This is a genomic window from Xanthomonas hyacinthi (genome assembly GCF_009769165.1).
Lineage (GTDB): Bacteria > Pseudomonadota > Gammaproteobacteria > Xanthomonadales > Xanthomonadaceae > Xanthomonas_A > Xanthomonas_A hyacinthi.
This window is the reverse complement of record NZ_CP043476.1, coordinates 3,817,164-3,834,904: the sequence shown is the minus strand read 5'-3', so window position 1 is coordinate 3,834,904 and position 17,741 is coordinate 3,817,164. Positions and strand designations below refer to the sequence as shown.

Genomic DNA, 17,741 nt, shown 5'->3' with positions numbered 1-17,741 from the left:
GCGAATGTCCTTGAATGAGGGAGTGAACGGATCAGGCGTGGGTCGGCGCATCGGCGGCGTGCGCCGGCGCATGCGACACCAGCGGGCGCCCGGCCAGCTTGCGCAGGGCGACGTAGAACACCGGGGTGAGGAACAGGCCGAACAAGGTCACCCCGAGCATGCCGGCGAACACGGTGATGCCGGTGGCCGAGCGCACTTCCGCGCCGGCACCGTGCGAGAACACCAGCGGCACGGTGCCGGCGATGAACGCGATCGAGGTCATCACGATCGGACGCAGGCGCAGGCGGCAGGCCTGCAGCGCCGATTCCACGATGCCCTTGCCCTGCAGCTCCAGTTCGCGGGCGAACTCGACGATCAGGATCGCGTTCTTGCACGCCAGGCCCATCAGCACCACCAGGCCGACCTGCACGAACACGTTGTTGTCGCCGCCGCTCAGCCACACCCCGAACAGCGCCGACAGCAACGTCATCGGCACGATCAGGATCACCGCCAGCGGCAGCGTCCAGCTTTCGTACAGCGCGGCCAGCACCAGGAACGCCAGCAGCACCGCCAGCGGGAACACCACCAGCGCGGCATTGCCCTGGGTCGCCTGCTGGTAGCTCAGGTCGGTCCATTCGATCTGCATGCCGTTGGGCAGCACCTGCTTGGCGATCTGGGTCAGCTTGGCCATCGCTTCGGCCGAGGACAGCACGCGCGCATCCGCCTCGCCGGCCAGGTCGGCGGCCGGATAGCCGTTGTAGCGCAGCACCGGGTCCGGGCCGTAGCTCTGCTTGATCGTCACCATCGAGCCGATCGGCACCATCTCGCCGCTGGCGTTGCGGGTGCGCAGCCGCGCGATGTCCTCGACGCCTTCGCGGAACGGCGCATCGGCCTGGGCGATCACCTGCCAGGTGCGGCCGAACTGGTTGAAGTCGTTGACGTAGGTCGAACCCAGATAGGTCTGCAGCGTATCGAACAGATCGGTCAGGGCCACGCCCTGCGCCTTGGCCTTGACCCGATCGACCTCCGCGTCCAGCTGCGGCACGTTGGCCTGGTAGGTGCCGATCGGGTAGCTCATGCCCGGGGTCTGCGCCACCGCGCCCTGCATCGCGTTGACCGCGTTCTGCAGCGCGCCGTAGCCCAGATTGGCGCGGTCCTCGATGAACAGCTGGTAGCCGTTGCCGTTGCCCAGGCCCAGGATCGGCGGCGGCATGAACGCGAACGCCATGCCTTCGCCCAGCTGCGAGATGCGCTGGTTGATCTCGGCATTGATCTCCAGCGCGCTGCGGTGGCGCTTGGCGAACGGCTTCAGGGTCAGGAACACGACACCGGTGTTGGGCGTGTTGGTGAACTGCAGCGCGTTGAGGCCGGGGAAGGAGATCGAATGCTCCACGCCATCGGTCTGCATCGCGATGGTGGCGACCTTGCGCAGCATCGCGTCGGTGCGCTCGAGCGAGGCGCCCTCGGGCAGCTTCACGCCGGCGATCAGGTACATCTTGTCCTGGGTCGGGATGAAGCCGGCCGGCACCGCCTTGAACATCGCCCCGGTGACCAGCAGCAGCACCAGGTACACCGCGAACACCACGCCGCGCCGGCCGAGGATGCGCGAGACCGCGCCCTGGTAGCGGTGCGAACTGCGGTTGAAGAAACGGTTGAACGGGCGGAACAGCCAGCCGCCGAACAGCCGCTCCATCAGCCGCGACGCAGCGTCCTTGGGCGCGTCGTGCGCCCGCAGCAGGCGCGCGGCCAGCGCCGGCGACAGGGTCAGCGAATTGATCGCCGAGATCACCGTGGAAATGGCGATGGTCACCGCGAACTGCTTGTAGAACTGCCCGGTCACCCCGGACAGGAACGCCATCGGCACGAACACCGCGCACAGCACCAGCGCGATCGCCACGATCGGGCCGGACACCTCGCGCATCGCCTGGTGCGCCGCGGCCAGCGGGGTCAGCCCTTCCTCGATGTTGCGCTCCACGTTCTCCACCACCACGATCGCATCGTCCACGACGATGCCGATCGCCAGCACCAGCCCGAACAGGGTCAGCGTGTTGATCGAGAAGCCCAGCAGATGCAGGGCGGCGAAGGTGCCCACCACCGACACCGGCACCGCGATCAGCGGAATGATCGAGGCGCGCCAGGTCTGCAGGAACAGGATCACCACCAGCACCACCAGCAGCACTGCCTCCAGCAGGGTATGCACCACCGCGCTGACCGAATCGCGCACGAAGATCGTGGTGTCGTACACCGCCTCGTACTTCACGTCATCCGGGAACTGCCTGGTGAGTTCATCCATCTTGGCGATCACCTGATCGCGGATCTGCAGCGCGTTGGCGCCCGGCGCCTGGAAGATGCCGATGCCGACCGCGTTCTTGCCGTCCAGCTGCGAGCGCAGGGTGTAGTCGCCGGCGCCCAGCTGCAGGCGTGCGACGTCGGCCAGGCGCACGGTTTCGCCATCGGCGCCGACCTTGAGCACGATGTCGCCGAACTCCTGCTCGCTGCGCAGGCGGCCCTGCGCGTTGATCAGGGTCAGGAACTTGCTGTCGGGCATCGGTTCGGCGCCGAGCTGGCCGGCCGAGACCTGCACGTTCTGCTCGCGCATCGCCGCGACCACGTCGCCGGCGGTGAGTCCGCGCGCGGCGACGCGCTCCGGATCCAGCCAGGCGCGCATCGCGTAGTCGCCGCCGCCGAACACCTGCGCATCGCCCACGCCCTGGATCCGCGCCAGTGCGTCCTTGACGTGCAGGCGCACGTAGTTGCGCAGGTACAGCGTGTCGTACTTGCCCTTCGGCGAGGTCAGGTGCACCACCATCAGGAAGGTCGGCGACTGCTTCTGCGTGGTCACGCCCTGCCGGCGCACGTCTTCGGGCAGGCGCGCCTGCGCCTGCGCGACGCGGTTCTGCACCTTGACCGCGGCGTCGTCCGGATCGGTCCCCGCGCGGAAGGTGACGGTCATCTGCAGCACGCCGTCGGAGCCGGCCACCGACTTGATGTACATCATGTTCTCGACGCCGTTGATCGCCTCCTCCAATGGCGTGGCGACGGTCTCGGCGATGACCTTGGGATTGGCGCCCGGATACACCGTGCGCACCACCACCGAGGGCGGTACCACGTCCGGGTATTCGCCGATGGGCAGCAGCGGGATCGCGATCAGGCCCGCGGCGAAGATGACGATCGACAGCACGGCCGCGAAGATCGGCCGGTCGATGAAGAATCTGGAAAAGTCCATGGGTGGTGGTCCTGGAAACGGGGTGGAACGGATGGCCGAACAGGAACGCGGGCAAGGCGGCGGCGGGCCACCGCAGTGGCCCGGCCGGCAACGACCGGCCGCCAGCGCGACCGGCCTGCGACGCTGCGCGCGCGCCCGGCTTCAATCGGTGCGGCTTCCGTCGGGGACGGCTCAGTCGAGGGCGACGGCCTTGCGTGCGGCCGCCGGCGTCGCCGTGACCAGGGCCACACTCTTGGCCTGCACCGGCATGCTGGGCATGAACACTTTCTGCACCCCGTCGACGATGACCCGGTCGCCGGGATCGAGTCCGCCGAGCACGATGCGCAGGCCTTCGGCGCTGCGCCCCAGCTGCACGTCGCGGCGCTGCGCCCTGCTGTCCTTGTCGACCACGTAGACGTACTTGCGGTCCTGGTCGGTCAGCACCGACTTGTCGTCGATCAGCAGCGCGCTGAAGCGGCCGCTGCCAAGCAGCCGCACGCGCGCGAACAGGCCCGGGGTGAAGTTGCGCTCGGCGTTGTCCAGCAAGGCGCGCACGCGGATGGTGCCGGTGCTGCGGGTGATCTGGTTGTCGAGGAAATCGACCTTGCCGGCGTGCGGGAAGCCGTCCTCGCCGACCAGGCCGACCTGCACCGGCAGCTGCCCGTCGCGCTCGCTGGGCCGCTCGCCCTTGCGCGCCATCTGCGCATAGCGCAGGAAGGTGCCTTCATCGGCATCGAAGTACACATGCACCTTGTCCAGCGACACCAGCGTGGTCAGCACATTGGCGCTGTCGCCGGCGCTGACCAGGTTGCCGGCGGTGACCAGGGCGCGGCCGGCGCGGCCGTCGATCGGCGCGCGCACCTGGGTCCATTCCAGGTTCAGGCGCGCGGTGTCCACCGCGGCCTGTGCAGCGAGCACGTCGGCATCGGCCTGGTCGGCGGCGGCATGGCGCTGCTCCCAGGTCTCGGTGGAGATCGCCTGCTGGTCGGACAGTTTCTTGGCGCGCGCCGCCTCGCTGCCGCTGAGCTTGGACTGGATCCGCGCCCGCGCCAGTTCGGCGTTGGCGCGCGCCAGTTCGGCACGGTAGCTGCGCGCGTCGATGGTGAACAGCACCTCGCCCTTCTTCACTTCCTGGCCTTCGACATAGTCGACCTTGTCGATGTAGCCGGACACGCGCGGGCGCAGGTCGACGTGCTCGACCGCCTCGACGCGGCCGCTGAACTCGTCCCACTGGCTGATTTCCTTCTGCAGTGCGGGCGCGACGCCGACCGACGGCGGCGCTGGACCCTGCTCGCCGGCCTTGCTGCCGCAGGCGGCCAGGGCGGCAGCCAGCAGCGCGATCGCCAGCGGGCGCAAGGCGCGCGATGGGGAATGGAACGACATCGGAATCGGGTTCATGGAGAGACCTCGTGCGTGGAGGGAGAAAAATGCGATGCGGTCATCAACGAGGTGCGTGGATGCGCGTAGCGATGCTTGTCGATGTCGACCACGGCCTGGCCGGGCACACCGTCGTCGGCGAGCAGCGACACCGCGGCGCGGCCGACGCTGAGCGCGGTGAACCATTCCGGGCAGTCGCCCGCGCCGGCTTCGCTGCGGCACACCGGATGGGCCAGCGCCAGCAGTTGCACGCGCACGCCCAGCGGCTTGGCCTCTTCGTGCAGGACCTGGGCGAGCATGCGGATCGCCGCTGCGGCCACCGAGCTTTCGCCATGCCCGGCCCAGGCGCGCAGCGCGCACGGACTGCCGAGCAGGAGGTAGCGGCCGCCGCGCTCTGCCTGCGCCAGCAGCGGCAGCAGCTGCCGGGCCGCGGCCAGGTGCGGCAGCAGGTCGGCCTCGATGCGCCGGCGCAGCGCGCTCAGCGGCTGCTCCAGCAGGCGCCCGCAACGCAGCGCGCTGCCGAGGCTGGCGACCACCCCGGCCAGCGGCCGCGGCCGCTGCGCCACGGCCGCGGCCAGGGTGGCGGCAACGGCATCGTTGGCGACCGAGCCCTGCAGCACGTCCAGCGCCGGTTCGTCGCTGTAGCGATCGCGCAGCGCGCGCAGCCGGCCGCGCTCGCGCGCCACCGCCAGCACCGGGCTGCCGGCCTCGAGCAACGCGCGGACCACGCCCAGGCCGATGGTGCCGGTGCCGCCGAGCACCAGCACCTCCGGGTCCAGCGTCCCGCTCACGGGACTTTTACTCCCGCGAACGGGACAATCGCGATGCGGTCCAGCCGATCGCCGGCGCGCCGGCCCAGGCGCATCATGCTGCCGCTCTGGCTGCGCGGCGGCGGGGTGAATTCGCGAAATGCCTTGAGGTAACCGGTTTCCGACACGTCGATGGGCGTACCATCGAGCCGATCCGGGCGCCGGACGCCAACGAGAAACTGGAACAGAGTGCGCAGCAGCATGAGCAAATGGCCTGGGTGGCGGCGAATGCGTACAAATTAGGCGTCAAAGCCGCACTTGATTAGTCCGAATTAAGGGGAATAATCGTCCCACCATCGGTCCAATCGTTCTCCCTCCTCAGGAACCCCGCCATGACTCACGATCTGAACGACACCCTGATCTTCGTCAAGGTGGTCGAGCAAGGCAGCTTCATCGCCGCGGCCAACGCGCTCGGCCTGCCCAAGACCACCGTCAGCCGCAAGGTCCAGGATCTGGAGGCGCGCCTGGGCGCGCGCCTGCTGCACCGGACCACGCGCCGCCTCGGCCTGACCGAAGCCGGCGCGGTCTATCACGAGCATTGCCAGCGCATCGCCCGCGAGCTGGAAGAAGCCGAGAGCGCGGTTGGGCAGCTGCAGGCCGGCCCGCGCGGCTGGCTGCGTTTCAGCGTGCCCTACTCGGCCGGCATTTCCTGGGTCGCGCCGATCCTGGGCGAATTCCACAAGCAGCACCCGGAAGTGCGCCTGGAAATGATCATGACCAGCGACAAGGTCGATCCGATCGCCGAAGGCGTGGACGTGGCCCTGCACATGGGCGCGCTGCTGGATTCGACCATGGTGGCGCGCAAGCTGGCCACCTTCCGCACCCAGGTGTTCGCCAGTCCCTACTACATCGAACGCCACGGCGAGCCGCTGCACCCGGACGACCTGCAGCACCACCGCACGCTGGCGCTGAGCAATGGCCGCAACGGCAGCAACCGGCTCAGCTGGCCGCTGCGCAACGGCAAGCAGAGCGGCGAGTTCGCGATCCAGCCGATCCTGGTCGCCAACGACTCGGCCGCGCTGATCGGCGGACTGGTCTGCGGCGAAGGCCTGGTGCTGGCCAGCGACGCGACGATCAAGCCGCTGATCGAGGCCGGCAAGGCGCGCCGCGTGCTCGGCGGCTGGGTCGGCCCGGACCTGGATTTCAACGCGGTGTTCCCGGGCGGGCGCATGCTGTCGCCGAAAGTGCGTGCCTTCGTCGATTTCCTGGTCGACAAGCTCAACTTCGACGTCAGCTACATGCTGGCGCAATGCCCGGCCAAGCTGACCACGCAACAGGCCGACAGCGGCGCCGAGTTCACCCTGTGCAGCGGCGTGGCGATGAATACCCAGACGCTGGCGCTGCCGCAGCTGGCCGAGCGGCCGTTGCTGGAGGAGGCAGAGCCGGCGCCGGAGCTGGAGGAAGAAGCGCTGGTCTGAGCAGGCAGGCGCACCGCGACCGCGGCAGCTGGCGGCGGCAGAGCTGGCGGCGGCACGACGCGCGGCGACCTCGCCGCACTTCCGCGCGGCCGGCGCCGCAACGCGAAACGGGCCGCATCAGCGGCCCGTTCGCATTTGCGGCCTGGTGGACGCGGCTCAGGAACGCAGCGGCACCACCCGGATCTCGACCCGGCGGTTCTGCGCGCGGCCGGCCTCGGTGCCGTTGTCGGCGATCGGGTACTTCTTGCCCGCACCCAGCGTCTCGATCCGCTCGCGCTGCACGCCCTGCGCGGTCAGGTAGGCGGCCACCGAGGCGGCACGCTGCTCGGACAGGCGCTGGTTGACCGCATCGCTGCCGATGCTGTCGGTATGCCCGACCACTTCGATCATGGTCTGGTTGTACTCGCCCAGGGTGGACGCCACACCGTTGAGCGCCGAATAGAACTGCGGCTTCAGCGTGGACTGGTTGAAGTCGAAGGTGATGCCGTCGGGCAGGTTCAAGGTGATGTTGTCGCCGTCGCGGCGCACGTCGATGCCGGTGTTGGCGGTGCGCTCGCGCAGCGCGCGCTCCTGGCGGTCCTGGTAGTTGCCGATCGCCGCGCCGCTGAGCGCGCCGATGCCGGCGCCGATCATCGCGTGCTGGCGGCGCTCGGTGGCGCTGCTGCCGCTGAGCAGGCCGGCGGCCACGCCGACCGCGGTGCCGATCAGCGCGCCGCGACCGGTGCGGTTCTGCTGCTCGGTCTGGTTGCCGTACTGGTCGCGCTGCACGTAGGAACCGCCGGTGGCGCAGGCGGACAACACCAGCGCGCTGGCCAGCGCCACGGACATGCCTTGGATGACGGTGCGTTTCATCGCGCTCTCTCCCGAACCTGAATTGAAGTGGAGACAAGCATAAACAGTGGGCTGCGAGACGGGGATGAACGCAGCGCGCGCCGCGACACGCCTGAATGCGCCCCGTTCAGGAAACCGGCAGCAACGCGTCCGCATCCGCCGCGCGCAGCGGATGCTCCCAATCGCCCATCAGCGCCAGGTACAGCAGCTTCTCGAATTCGGCGCCGATCCGGCGCATCACCGCATCCGGATCCGGGATCAGCCGCGCATCGCCGATCAGGCCGAAGTGCACGCGGTGGTTGTAGCTCATGATCGACACGCCGACCCCGATCGAGCCGGTCTGCGGCACCCAGAACATCATCTCGCGCACGCCGCTGCCGGCCAGGTACAGCGGCTGCTGCGGCCCCGGCACGTTGGTCGCCACGGTGCTCGCCTTGCGGCTGAACAGGTCCAGCGCCAGCGACTGCAGCGCCGCCGGCGCCATGCCCACCGCGGCCAGCAGCCCGAACACCACCATCGCCTGGCGCGACTGCTTGAGCTGCTGCATCGATTCGGCCACGCGCTGCAGGCGCCGCACCGGATTGGCCTCGCCGACCGGCAGGTCCAGGAACACCAGCCCGAAATGGTTGCCGAGCTTGCGCGCGTGCTCCAGCGGGCGCAGGTTGACCGGCACCGTGGCGCGCAGGGTCACCCCGTCCAGCTGTTCGCCGCGCTCGCGCATGTAGTCGCGCAGGGCGCCGGCCATCGTTGCCATCAGCACGTCGTTGACCGTGCAGTCGCAGGCGCGGCCGACCGCCTTCACTTCGTCCAGGCCCAGCGGCGCGGCCCAGGCCACCCGCTTGCTGACCCCCAGGCGTCCGCGCAGCAGCGTCGGCGGATCGTCGGACAGCAGCAGCGCATTGGCCAGTTCGCGGCCGATCAGGCCGCCTTCCCTGGCCAGCATCTGCGCCAGGTTCGGGTCCTGGTACATCTCGCGGCCCTTGTCGAGCATGCGTCCGCCCAGTTTCAGGTAGCGGTCGATGGCGCCGACCCGGCGCACCACGTCCTTGCCGTCGTCCTTCAGCCAGGCGCGGCCCAATCGCGCTGACGGCTCCGGCGTGCGCTGCGTATCGGTCAGCGACAGCAGCACCTGCACCAGCGCGATGCCGTCGGCGTAGCTGTGGTGGATGCGCGCCACCAGCGCCGAGCCGCCTTCGTAGCGCTCGATCAGATGGAACTGCCACAGCGGCTTGGTCTTGTCCAGGGGCGTGGACGCCATCTGCCCGGCGAAGCGCTCCAGCGCCTTCTTGCCGCCGCGCCCGGGCAAGGCCGACAGGCGCACGTGCCAGTCCAGGTCGAAGTCGTCGTCATGCTGCCAGTAGGCGCCGGTCGCGGTGTCCACCGGCTTTTGCTGGAAGCGCGGAAACGCCAGAAAGCGTTTGCGCACCAGCTGCTTGAACTGCGGCAGCGACAGCGTCTCGTCGAGCATCAGCACGCCGGTGATCATCATCGGATTGGTCGGCCGCTCCATCCGCAACCAGGCGGTATCCACGCGCGACATCGGTTCGCGCCGCGGCTTGCGGCGGGCTGTACTGGCGGCCATGCATGCTCCTGTGCCTGGCCCGGAGTGAATCATGGCGCGGCGAAGGGCGTCAATCGCGATGCCCTGCGCTGCGCTGACGCGGTTCACGCCGCAGCGCAGCAATGCGCATCCGCGCCTCAGCCGCTGCCGCCGGTCTCGCGGTATGCGGCCAGTGCGGCGTCGCGCCCGGCCGCCAGATCCACGATCGGCTGCCGCGGATAGTGCGGCGCGCTGGCGGCCAGGCGCTGCGGCGACAGCCACGGCGCGAAGCGCGCGGCCACCGGTAGCGCCGCCAGTTCCGGCACCCAGCGCGCGATGTAGCGGCCCTGCGGATCGAACTTCTGCGCCTGCGTCACCGGGTTGAACACGCGGAAATACGGCGCGGCGTCGGCGCCGGTGCCGGCCACCCACTGCCAGCCGAGCGTATTGTTGGCCAGATCGGCATCGACCAGCGTGTCCCAGAACCAGCGTGCGCCCTCCGACCAGTGCACGCGCAGGTGCTTGCACAGGTAGCTGGCGACGATCATCCGCACCCGGTTGTGCATCCAGCCGGTGTGCCACAGCTCGCGCAGCCCGGCATCGACGATCGGCACGCCGCTGCGGCCGCGCTGCCAGGCCCGCAGCTGCGCCGGATCCGGCGTGGCCCAGCGGAAACGGGCGAAGCGCGGATTGAGGTTCTGCTCGGGCGTGGCCGGGAAATGGTGCAGCAGGTGATGGGCGAAATCGCGCCAGCCGAGCTGGCGGATGTAGCCGTCGATCACCGCGCCGGTGGCCGCGCTGCGCTGCGATTCCAGTGCGGCGACGATCCGCCACGGCGCGATCTCGCCGAAATGCAGGTGCGGCGACAGCCGCGAGGTGCCGACCTGGTCGGGACGGTCGCGGCCTTCGACATAGCTGCGCAGGGCGCCGTCGACGAACACCTCCAGCGCCGCGTGCGCGCCCGCTTCGCCCGGTTGCCATACCTCCCAGAAACCGCGGTCCCACCCCAGCGCCGGCGCAAGGTCGAGTCGCTCCAGCGGCAGGCTGCGCAAGGCCGCGGGCGGTGGCGGCAACGCGTTCGGCGCGGGCAGCAGCGCCGGCACCTGCCAATGGCGCAGGGCGCTGCGCCAGAACGGGGTGAACACCTTGTACGGCCCGCCCTGCTGGGTGGCCAGCTGCCACGGTTCGAACAGCAGCGCGCCGTTGTAGCTGTGCACCTCCAGGCCCTGCTCGCGCAGTTCGCGCTTGAGCCGGGCGTCGCGCGGCTGCGTGGCCGGTTCGTAGCGGCGGTTCCAGTACACCGCGACCGCGCCGCACTCGGCGATCAGCTCGCGCAGCACGGTCTCGGCCGGGCCCTGGCGCAGGATCAGCCGCGAACCGCGCTCGCGCAGCTGCGCGTCGAGCGCGGCCAGCGAGCGCTGCAGCCAGCTCAGCGAGGCCGCGCCGGCGGCCCAGGCGCCTTCGTCGCCAGGGCTATGCAGGTAAACGGGTACCGGCGTGTGCCCGGCGGCCAATGCCGCATGCAGCGCGGGTTGGTCGTGCAGGCGCAGGTCGCGCCGGAACCAGACGATGGCGTAGCTCATGCGCAGGATGGGGCTGGAACAGGACGCGCAAGGATACGCGTGGCCGGCGCGCAGCCGGCGTGAGTGCGCGGGCCGGCTAAGCGGCGACCGGCGCGCCGGCCTGTTCCTCGCTGCCGTAGCTGATCAGCAGCGGCTCGACGATGGCGCCGGCCGCCTGCAGATTGCGCAAGGCCAGGATCGAGGTGAGGCTCAGCTCGCTGCCATGCGCCAACAGCATCATGCCGCGCCTGGACACCACGTCCTGTTCCAGGCGCCAGCCCGGCACCAGATCGCAGACCTTGGCCTTGCGGATGCCGCTGCGGGTATTGAGTTGCAGGTCGGCGAGCGCGTCGATCAAGCCGCGCGGCAGCGGCGGCTCGACCTTGCGCAGTTCCTGCACCGCGTGCGCCAGCGGCAGCTTGCGCGCCAGCCCGCGCACCAGCAGCAGCGACGCGCGCAGTAGCTGCGCGCCGCGGACCACGTCCGGCGCTGCGTCGGCCGGCGGCGGCAGCGCCTGGTAGCGCACGATCTCGGCCACCGCCTGCATCCGCGGGATCGCCGTCAGCAGCCGATGCGCGACCAGCGGATGGCCGTCGATCAGCTTCTGCTCTTCCTCGGACAGTGCGTCGCCGGCGATCTCGCGCTGCACGATGTCGCCCGGCACGCTGACGCAGCCGATGTGGCTCAGCGCCGCGGCCACTTCCACCACCCAGCGGTTCGGCCACGGCAGCTTGTCAGTGACGTGGCGCACGCAGGCCTGCAGCTGCGCCGAGCGCTGGAACGCCCAGGGCGCGACCATCGACAGCACCTCGGTGAGCATGCGCGTGGTGCCGGCCAGCGTGGTTTCCAGCAGCTCGCGCTCCAGCAGCGTGGCGCGGTGCAGCGCCACCGCCTGCTCCAGCGCGGCGACCAGTTCCTCGGTGGGGCACGGCTTGCACAGGAAGCGGAAGATCGCGCCGTGGTTGATCGCCGCGATCGCCGAAGGCGCATCGGTCTGCCCGGTCAGCAGCAGGCGCACGCTGTCCGGCGCGCGCGCGCGCGCCGCAGCCAGGAACGCGGCGCCGTCCATGCCCGGCATGCGCATGTCCGACACGATCGCCGCGAACGGCGGGCCTTCGGCGATCGCGGCCAGCCCGGCCTCGCCGCCGTTGGCGGTGACCACGTCGAACTGGCCGAACAGGTTGCGCTCCAGCGCGGCCAGCAGATTGGGTTCATCGTCCACGCACAGGATGCGCGGCAGCTCGGGTTCGCTCATGCCAGGTGCTCCGCTTGGCGAATCTGTGCGCATGCCGCCTGCCACTGCGGCAGCTGCGCGGCCACGCCCATCGACTGCAGATACTCCAGGTCCGGCGCCAGGCCATGGGCCAGCGCCACCGCCACGTGCACCACGCCGACCGCGTCGTACTGGCGATGCGCGACCCGGCGCGGAGCGCGGTGATGGGCGACTGCCTCGACGATCGCCCCGGGCAGGCCCCACACGCCGAGCAGGTAGGCGCCAATCTCCGCATGCGACGGGAACCCGCGCCCCTGCGGGTCGGCGTCGCGGCACAGGCGCGCGATGTCAGGCAGCAGCGCGCCGACGTTGGCCAGCAGCGCCGCGGTCGTCACCACATCCTCGGCGGCATGGCCCTTGCCGACCACCGCCGCCAGCTGCGAAGCGCGCACCGCGTCGGCGCAGATCGCGTCGGCCGAGTCGCTGGCGTCGCTATGGAACACCTCGCTGGCCAGCACCAGCGTGCGCAGCAGGCCGATGCCGATGCGGTTGACCGCTTCCTTGACCTCGGCCACGCGTTGGCCGTTGCCGAAGAATGCGCAATTGGCCAGCTGCAGCACCTTGGCCGCCAGCGCCGGGTCGCCTTCCACCACCGCGGCCACCTGCGCGACGCCGGCAGCGGGGTCGCCGAGCAGGCGGTTGAGCTGCGCGAACATGCGCGGCGCCGACGGCAGCCCGCCGATGCGTCCGGCCACCGCCTGCACCGCCGGATCGTCCAGCAGCACCTGCAGCGCCACGGCGCGGTCGATCGCCTCGATCAGCGCATCGCCCTCGCAAGGCTTGGCCAGGAACTGATGGGCCACGTCCAGCGAACGCAGCGCCGCTTCCTGTTCGGTATGCCCGGACAGGATGATGCGAATGGTGCGCGGGCAACTGTCGCGCACCTGGCGCAGCAGTTCGGCGCCGTCCATCATCGGCATGCGCATGTCCGAGACCACCACGTCGGCCGGCTGCGCCTGCAGCGTGGCCAGCGCCTCGGCGCCGCTGCCGGCGAAGGCCACGTCCCAGTCGCGGTCGGCCATGAACATGGTGCGTTCCAATCCGGCCAGCACCTGCTTCTCGTCGTCGACGAACAGCACGCGCACCGCTCAGCCCGCCACAACGTTCAACGGCAGCCGCACCACGAAGGTGGTGCCGCGCTGGTCCGCCGATGGTTCGAAGAAGATCCGCCCCTGGTGCTTTTCCACCACGGTCGAGTAGGCGATCGCCAGGCCCTGGCCGGTGCCTTTGCCGACCGGCTTGGTGGTGAAGAATGGATCGAACACCTTGGTCCGGATCGCCTCGGGAATGCCCGGGCCGTCGTCGCTGACGCACAGGTCCACGTGGCTGTCGCCGGCACGGCGCAGCAGGATGCGGATCCGGCCCTGCTCGCGCTGCCCGGGGACCAGCGTGTCGCCGATCGCATGCGCCGCGTTGACCACCAGATTCAGCAGCACCTGGCCGATCTCGTCGCGCAGGCACGGTACCAGCGGCACGTCGGCGGCGAAATCGGTCTCGACCTCGGCCACGTATTTCCACTCGTTGCGGGCGACGGTGACGGTGGTGGCGATCAGCTCGCGCAGGTCCACCGGTTCCTTTTCGCCGGCGGAAGGGTGCGAGAACGTCTTCATCGCGCTGACGATCTTGGTGATGCGGTCAAGCCCTTCCAGCGACTGCTGCAAGGCCTCGGGCGTCTGCTTGCGCAGGTACTGGAACTTGGACGAGGTCACCTGCGCGTCGAGCGCGGCGACCAGCTCCGGCGCCACGCCCTGCGCCCGCGCCACATCGACGATGCCGAAGGTCATGTCGAACACGTGATCGAGGATCTGCTTGGCCTTGCACACGAACGCCACGTTGTCGCGCACGTACTGCGCCGGCGTGTTGATCTCGTGGGCGATGCCGGCGGCGAGCTGGCCGATCGATTCCATCTTCTGCGCCTGCAGCAGCGCCGTCTGCGCCTTGCCCAGGTCGGCCAGCGCCTGCTCCAGCTCCTGCCGCTCGCGGCTCAGTTCCTGGGTCTTCAGCGCCACGACCTTGCCCAACGCGATGTTCTGCTGCAGCGTGGCCAGCGGCGAGGCCACCGCATCGTCGCGCGCGGTGACCCGCTTCTTCAGCACCGCGATCACCTTGTCGCGCGCGGCCAGTTGCCGGCGCAGCTCGGTGACCAGCGCCGCATCGCCGCTCTCGAAGGAAGCGGCCGTGGCAGGTGCCAGGGTCGGTAGCGTCGCTGCATCTGCGGACATGCTCATCTCCCGATCGCCACGCCGGTAAAGGTCTGGTTGACGTGCAGGCCGTTGAACTGCTCGCCGTAGGTGGAAAAGCCGAACACGCGCTGCTGCGCCATGAACGCACCGACCTGCTGCTGCATCTGCGACTGGCCGAACTCCAGGCGCCGCAGGATGCAGTCGCAGCCGATCACCAGCGCCGGATCGGACACCGCCTCGTGCACCTCGGCAAAGGCCTGCTGCAGCGTTTCCATCACGTCGACCGCCTTGCCGACCGACACCACCATGCCCTCCTCCACCGCGCAGTAGCAGGTCAGCGACAAGTCCGCGTTGACGCGCAGGATCGAGCGCACGTAGGGTTCGCCGCTCAGCATCAGCAGCAGCGGATAGGTGGAGAACACGTGCGGGTCCAGCGCCTGCAGCGGCACGCCGATCGCCGCGGCGTAGGCCAGCGCCGCAGGCTCGCCGTTGATCTCGCGGATCAGGCGCCGCTCCGGGTCGGCATCGGTGACCACCAGTTCGATCTCGCTGGCGATGAAGTGCTGCAGCTTGAACACCACGAACGGATGCTGCGAATGGAACACGGTCAGCACCGCGGCATCGGCCAGGAAGCGGCCGTCGTAGTAGACCTGGGTGCGCTCGAAGCGCAGGTTGTCGCCGGCCGAACCGCCGAGCAGCGGCACGTCGCCGATCATCCGGTACAGCGCCGCGGCCAGGTATTCCTCGCAGGTGGACAGCCCATCGACCAGCAGCAGCGCGAAGCACCGCCCAGTCTTGTCGACGGTGGCGGCCTGCACCGCCTCGGCGGCCACCGCGACCTGCGCCTGCAGGTCGCGCAACGGCGCAATCAGCAGCGGCTGCGCCTGCAGCACGCCGCCACGCAGGCCGGCGACCAGGATGCCGCTGCTCTGGAAGCCGCCTGCGCCGATCTGGCCGGCGGCAGTGCAGCCGATCACCGGGCAGTCGAAGCCGGCTTTGAGCGCCGGGCCCAGCGCCTCCAGGTCGTACTCGGCATCGCAAAACAGCAGCAACGCGTCCAGCGGTGCGGCGCCCAACTGCGCACGCAACGCGGCGACGGCGGCGACGGCATCGCGGTTGGCGGTTTCCGCATGGGTGACGGTCAGCGGCATGGCAGGATCCGGAATGGGTTCCCACCCGGTATCGACCGCCGCGCATCTGGCTTGAGCGCCAGCGCGGCGCTCTGTGACAGAGGTATCGCTGCGCTCGGATGCATCAGCGCGCCGGCGAAAAATCCACTGCGGCGCAACACGCGCACGAGCGCCAGCGCAGTCGCCCGGGCGCCTTACTCGAACGCGCCCACCGAATCGTGCGCGAGGTTGTCGAAGCGGGTGTATTCGCCGAAGAACTTGAGCTTGCACGAGCCGGTCGGGCCGCCGCGATGCTTGCCGATGATGATCTCGGCCAGGCCCTTGTCCGGCGAATTTTCCTTGTTGTAGTAGTCGTCGCGGTAGATGAACACGATCATGTCCGCGTCCTGCTCGATCGCCCCGGATTCGCGCAGGTCGGCCATCACCGGGCGCTTGTCGGTGCGCGTTTCCAGCGAGCGGTTGAGCTGCGACAGCGCGATCACCGGCACCCCCAGTTCCTTGGCCAGGCCCTTGAGCGAGCGCGAGATCTCGGAGATCTCGGTGGCGCGGTTCTCGCTGTTGCCCGGCACCGACATCAGCTGCAGGTAGTCGATGACGATCAGCCCCAGGTCGTGCTCGCGCTTGAGCCGGCGCGCCTTGGAACGCAGGACCTCCGGCGACACGCCCGGCGTGTCGTCGATGAAGATCTTGGTCTCCTTCAGCATCTTGATCGCGCCGGTGACCCGCGCCCAATCCTCGTCCTCGAGCTGGCCGGTGCGCAGGCGCTGCGCATTGATGCGGCCGTTGGAGGAGATCAGGCGCATCGCCAGCTGCGAGGCCGACATTTCCATCGAGAACACCGCCACCGCCTTCTTCGACTTGATCGCCGCGTACTCGGCGATGTTCAGCGCCAGCGTGGTCTTGCCCATCGCCGGACGCGCGGCGAGGATGATCAGGTCGGTCGGCTGCAGGCCGGCGGTCATCGCGTCGAAGTCGCTGTAGCCGGTGGCCAGGCCGGTGATGTTGCCGCCGTTCTCGAAGCGGCTGCGCAATTCCTCGAACGCGTCCTTCAACGCGCCGGGCATCGCCACGAAATCGCTGCGCCCGCGCGCGCCGGCCTCGGCGATCTTGAACACCGCCTTCTCGGCGCTGGCCAGCAGCTCCGCGCTCTCGCGCCCTTCCGGCTGGAAGCCGTCGTTGACGATGCTGGTGCCGACCTCGATCAGCTGCCGCAGCACCGCCTTGTCGCGCACGATCTCGGCATAGGCGGCGATGTTGGCCGCCGACGGCGTGGTGCTGGCCAGTTCGATCAGGTAGGCGCCGTCGCCGACCATCTCCAGCTTGCCCTGCGATTCGAACCACTCGCCCAGCGTCACCGCATCGAACGGGCGGCCCTTCTCGGCCAGCTCGCGGATCGCGCGGTAGATCAGCTGGTGGTCGCGGCGGTAGAAATCGTTGTCGGTGAGCTGGTCGTTGACCCGGTCGTAGGCGTCGGGCGCCAGCATCAGGCCGCCGAGCACGGCCTGCTCGGCCTCGATCGAATGCGGCGGCACGCGCAGCTGATCGATACGCGGCTCGCTGCGTTCGCCACGCTCGCTTTTGCGGTCGCCGCGATAGCCGGGACGGGCGGACATGGGCTGGGTCTTCTCTCTGCGGGACTGCGGGACTGCGGGACTGCGGGCGGCGGACTGCGGGCGGCGGGCGGCGCCGACGGCGCGACCCGGTCGGGCATCTTAGTCAGCGGTGCGCGGCGCGGCTAGGGACAAGTCTGTGGACAAGCCGTTGAGAACTGCGCACAGGCCCCGCCACGCAACCCGATCGCCGCAGCGCCAGCGTCGCCGCTGCGCGTCGCATCGGCTGCGATGGCGCGTTCGCGCCGACTCAGGCCTGCAGTTCGTCGACCCAGGCGATGAACTTGTCGACGAAGCCCTGCAGGAACTTGCGCGTGTCCGCGTTGCCGATGCTGCCGTCGGCCGCGATCAAGCCTTCCTTGAACTGCACGAACACCTCCGGCTGGCCCAGCACCGGCATGTCCAGGTAGGCCAGCACGTTGCGCAGGTGCTGCTGCGCCAGCGCGGTGCCGAGCGTGCCGGGCGAGACCCCGCACAGCGCCGCCGGCTTGCCGGCGAAGGCGTTGTCGCCGTAGGGCCGCGAACCCAGGTCGATCGCGTTCTTGAGCACGCCGGGGATCGAGCGGTTGTACTCGGGGGTCACGAACAGCACCGCGTCGGCGTCGCTGACCTGCGCCTTCAGCCGCTTGCCCTGCTCCGGGTAGTCGTGGTCGTGGTCCTGGTCGTACAGCGGCAGATCGCCGATCTCCACGTACGCGAAGCGGGCGCGGTCGCCGGCAAGTTTCTCCAGCGCCAGCGCCAGGCGCCGGTTGCACGACTCCTTGCGCAGACTGCCGACGAAAACCGCGATGCGGTACTGGCTCATGGCGTACTCCTGACCGATT

14 protein-coding genes are annotated in these 17,741 nt (G+C 69.7%); 1 reads left to right on the top strand and 13 read right to left on the bottom strand.

The features are described from left to right. Positions 1-31: 31 nt before the first annotated feature. The 4 genes from FZ025_RS16825 to FZ025_RS16810 form a co-directional block, all read right to left on the bottom strand. Positions 32-3,205 carry an efflux RND transporter permease subunit gene (locus FZ025_RS16825; RefSeq protein WP_046978621.1) on the bottom strand — a complete coding sequence of 1,058 codons (3,174 nt, stop codon included), beginning with the start codon at positions 3,203-3,205 and terminating at the stop codon, positions 32-34. 171 nt (positions 3,206-3,376) lie between these two features. Beyond that, complete coding sequence (locus FZ025_RS16820) at positions 3,377-4,567, bottom strand: efflux RND transporter periplasmic adaptor subunit (protein ID WP_104558102.1); 1,191 nt, start codon at positions 4,565-4,567, stop codon at positions 3,377-3,379. Positions 4,568-4,578: 11 nt separating this feature from the next. Further along, entirely contained in the window at positions 4,579-5,352 is a 774-nt protein-coding gene (locus FZ025_RS16815) for an SDR family NAD(P)-dependent oxidoreductase (RefSeq protein WP_046978619.1), read from the bottom strand. Beyond that, the gene (locus tag FZ025_RS16810) at positions 5,349-5,573 is read right to left on the bottom strand and encodes a hypothetical protein (RefSeq protein WP_046978618.1); all 225 of its coding nucleotides are present in this window, start codon (positions 5,571-5,573) and stop codon (positions 5,349-5,351) included. The genes FZ025_RS16815 and FZ025_RS16810 overlap by 4 nt, the downstream gene beginning before the upstream one ends. A 129-nt stretch (positions 5,574-5,702) precedes the next feature. Between FZ025_RS16810 and FZ025_RS16805 the strand changes: the two genes are divergently transcribed. Further along, positions 5,703-6,788 carry a LysR family transcriptional regulator gene (locus FZ025_RS16805; RefSeq protein ID WP_046978617.1) on the top strand — a complete coding sequence of 362 codons (1,086 nt, stop codon included), beginning with the start codon at positions 5,703-5,705 and terminating at the stop codon, positions 6,786-6,788. 156 nt (positions 6,789-6,944) lie between these two features. On the opposite strand, the gene FZ025_RS16800 is transcribed toward FZ025_RS16805, so the two are convergent. The 9 genes from FZ025_RS16800 to FZ025_RS16760 all read right to left on the bottom strand — a co-directional run bounded on the left by FZ025_RS16800 (position 6,945) and on the right by FZ025_RS16760 (position 17,722). Further along, positions 6,945-7,640 carry a YiaD family glycine zipper/OmpA-like lipoprotein gene (locus FZ025_RS16800; RefSeq protein ID WP_046978616.1) on the bottom strand — a complete coding sequence of 232 codons (696 nt, stop codon included), beginning with the start codon at positions 7,638-7,640 and terminating at the stop codon, positions 6,945-6,947. Positions 7,641-7,746: 106 nt separating this feature from the next. Further along, the gene (locus FZ025_RS16795; protein ID WP_104557920.1) at positions 7,747-9,201 is read right to left on the bottom strand and encodes a WS/DGAT/MGAT family O-acyltransferase; all 1,455 of its coding nucleotides are present in this window, start codon (positions 9,199-9,201) and stop codon (positions 7,747-7,749) included. A 116-nt stretch (positions 9,202-9,317) separates the two neighbouring features. Then, positions 9,318-10,742: a cryptochrome/photolyase family protein gene (locus FZ025_RS16790; protein ID WP_104557911.1), complete on the bottom strand. Its 1,425-nt coding sequence runs from the start codon at positions 10,740-10,742 to the stop codon at positions 9,318-9,320. 76 nt (positions 10,743-10,818) lie between these two features. Then, positions 10,819-11,976, bottom strand: a complete 1,158-nt coding sequence (locus tag FZ025_RS16785) for an HD domain-containing phosphohydrolase (RefSeq protein WP_046979448.1) — start codon at positions 11,974-11,976, stop codon at positions 10,819-10,821. After that, a complete protein-coding gene (locus tag FZ025_RS16780; protein ID WP_046979449.1) occupies positions 11,973-13,079 on the bottom strand; it encodes an HDOD domain-containing protein in 1,107 nt (368 codons plus the stop codon). The genes FZ025_RS16785 and FZ025_RS16780 overlap by 4 nt, the downstream gene beginning before the upstream one ends. A gap of 3 nt (positions 13,080-13,082) precedes the next feature. Continuing rightward, positions 13,083-14,216 (bottom strand): sensor histidine kinase, encoded by a 1,134-nt coding sequence (locus tag FZ025_RS16775; RefSeq protein WP_208803678.1) that lies wholly within the window; start codon positions 14,214-14,216, stop codon positions 13,083-13,085. Between the two features lie 2 nt (positions 14,217-14,218). After that, positions 14,219-15,328 carry an FIST N-terminal domain-containing protein gene (locus tag FZ025_RS16770; protein WP_046979451.1) on the bottom strand — a complete coding sequence of 370 codons (1,110 nt, stop codon included), beginning with the start codon at positions 15,326-15,328 and terminating at the stop codon, positions 14,219-14,221. Positions 15,329-15,501: 173 nt separating this feature from the next. After that, positions 15,502-16,920, bottom strand: a complete 1,419-nt coding sequence (locus FZ025_RS16765) for a replicative DNA helicase (RefSeq protein ID WP_046979452.1) — start codon at positions 16,918-16,920, stop codon at positions 15,502-15,504. Positions 16,921-17,167: 247 nt separating this feature from the next. After that, entirely contained in the window at positions 17,168-17,722 is a 555-nt protein-coding gene (locus FZ025_RS16760) for an NADPH-dependent FMN reductase (RefSeq protein ID WP_046979453.1), read from the bottom strand. Between the last annotated feature and the right edge of the window lie 19 nt (positions 17,723-17,741).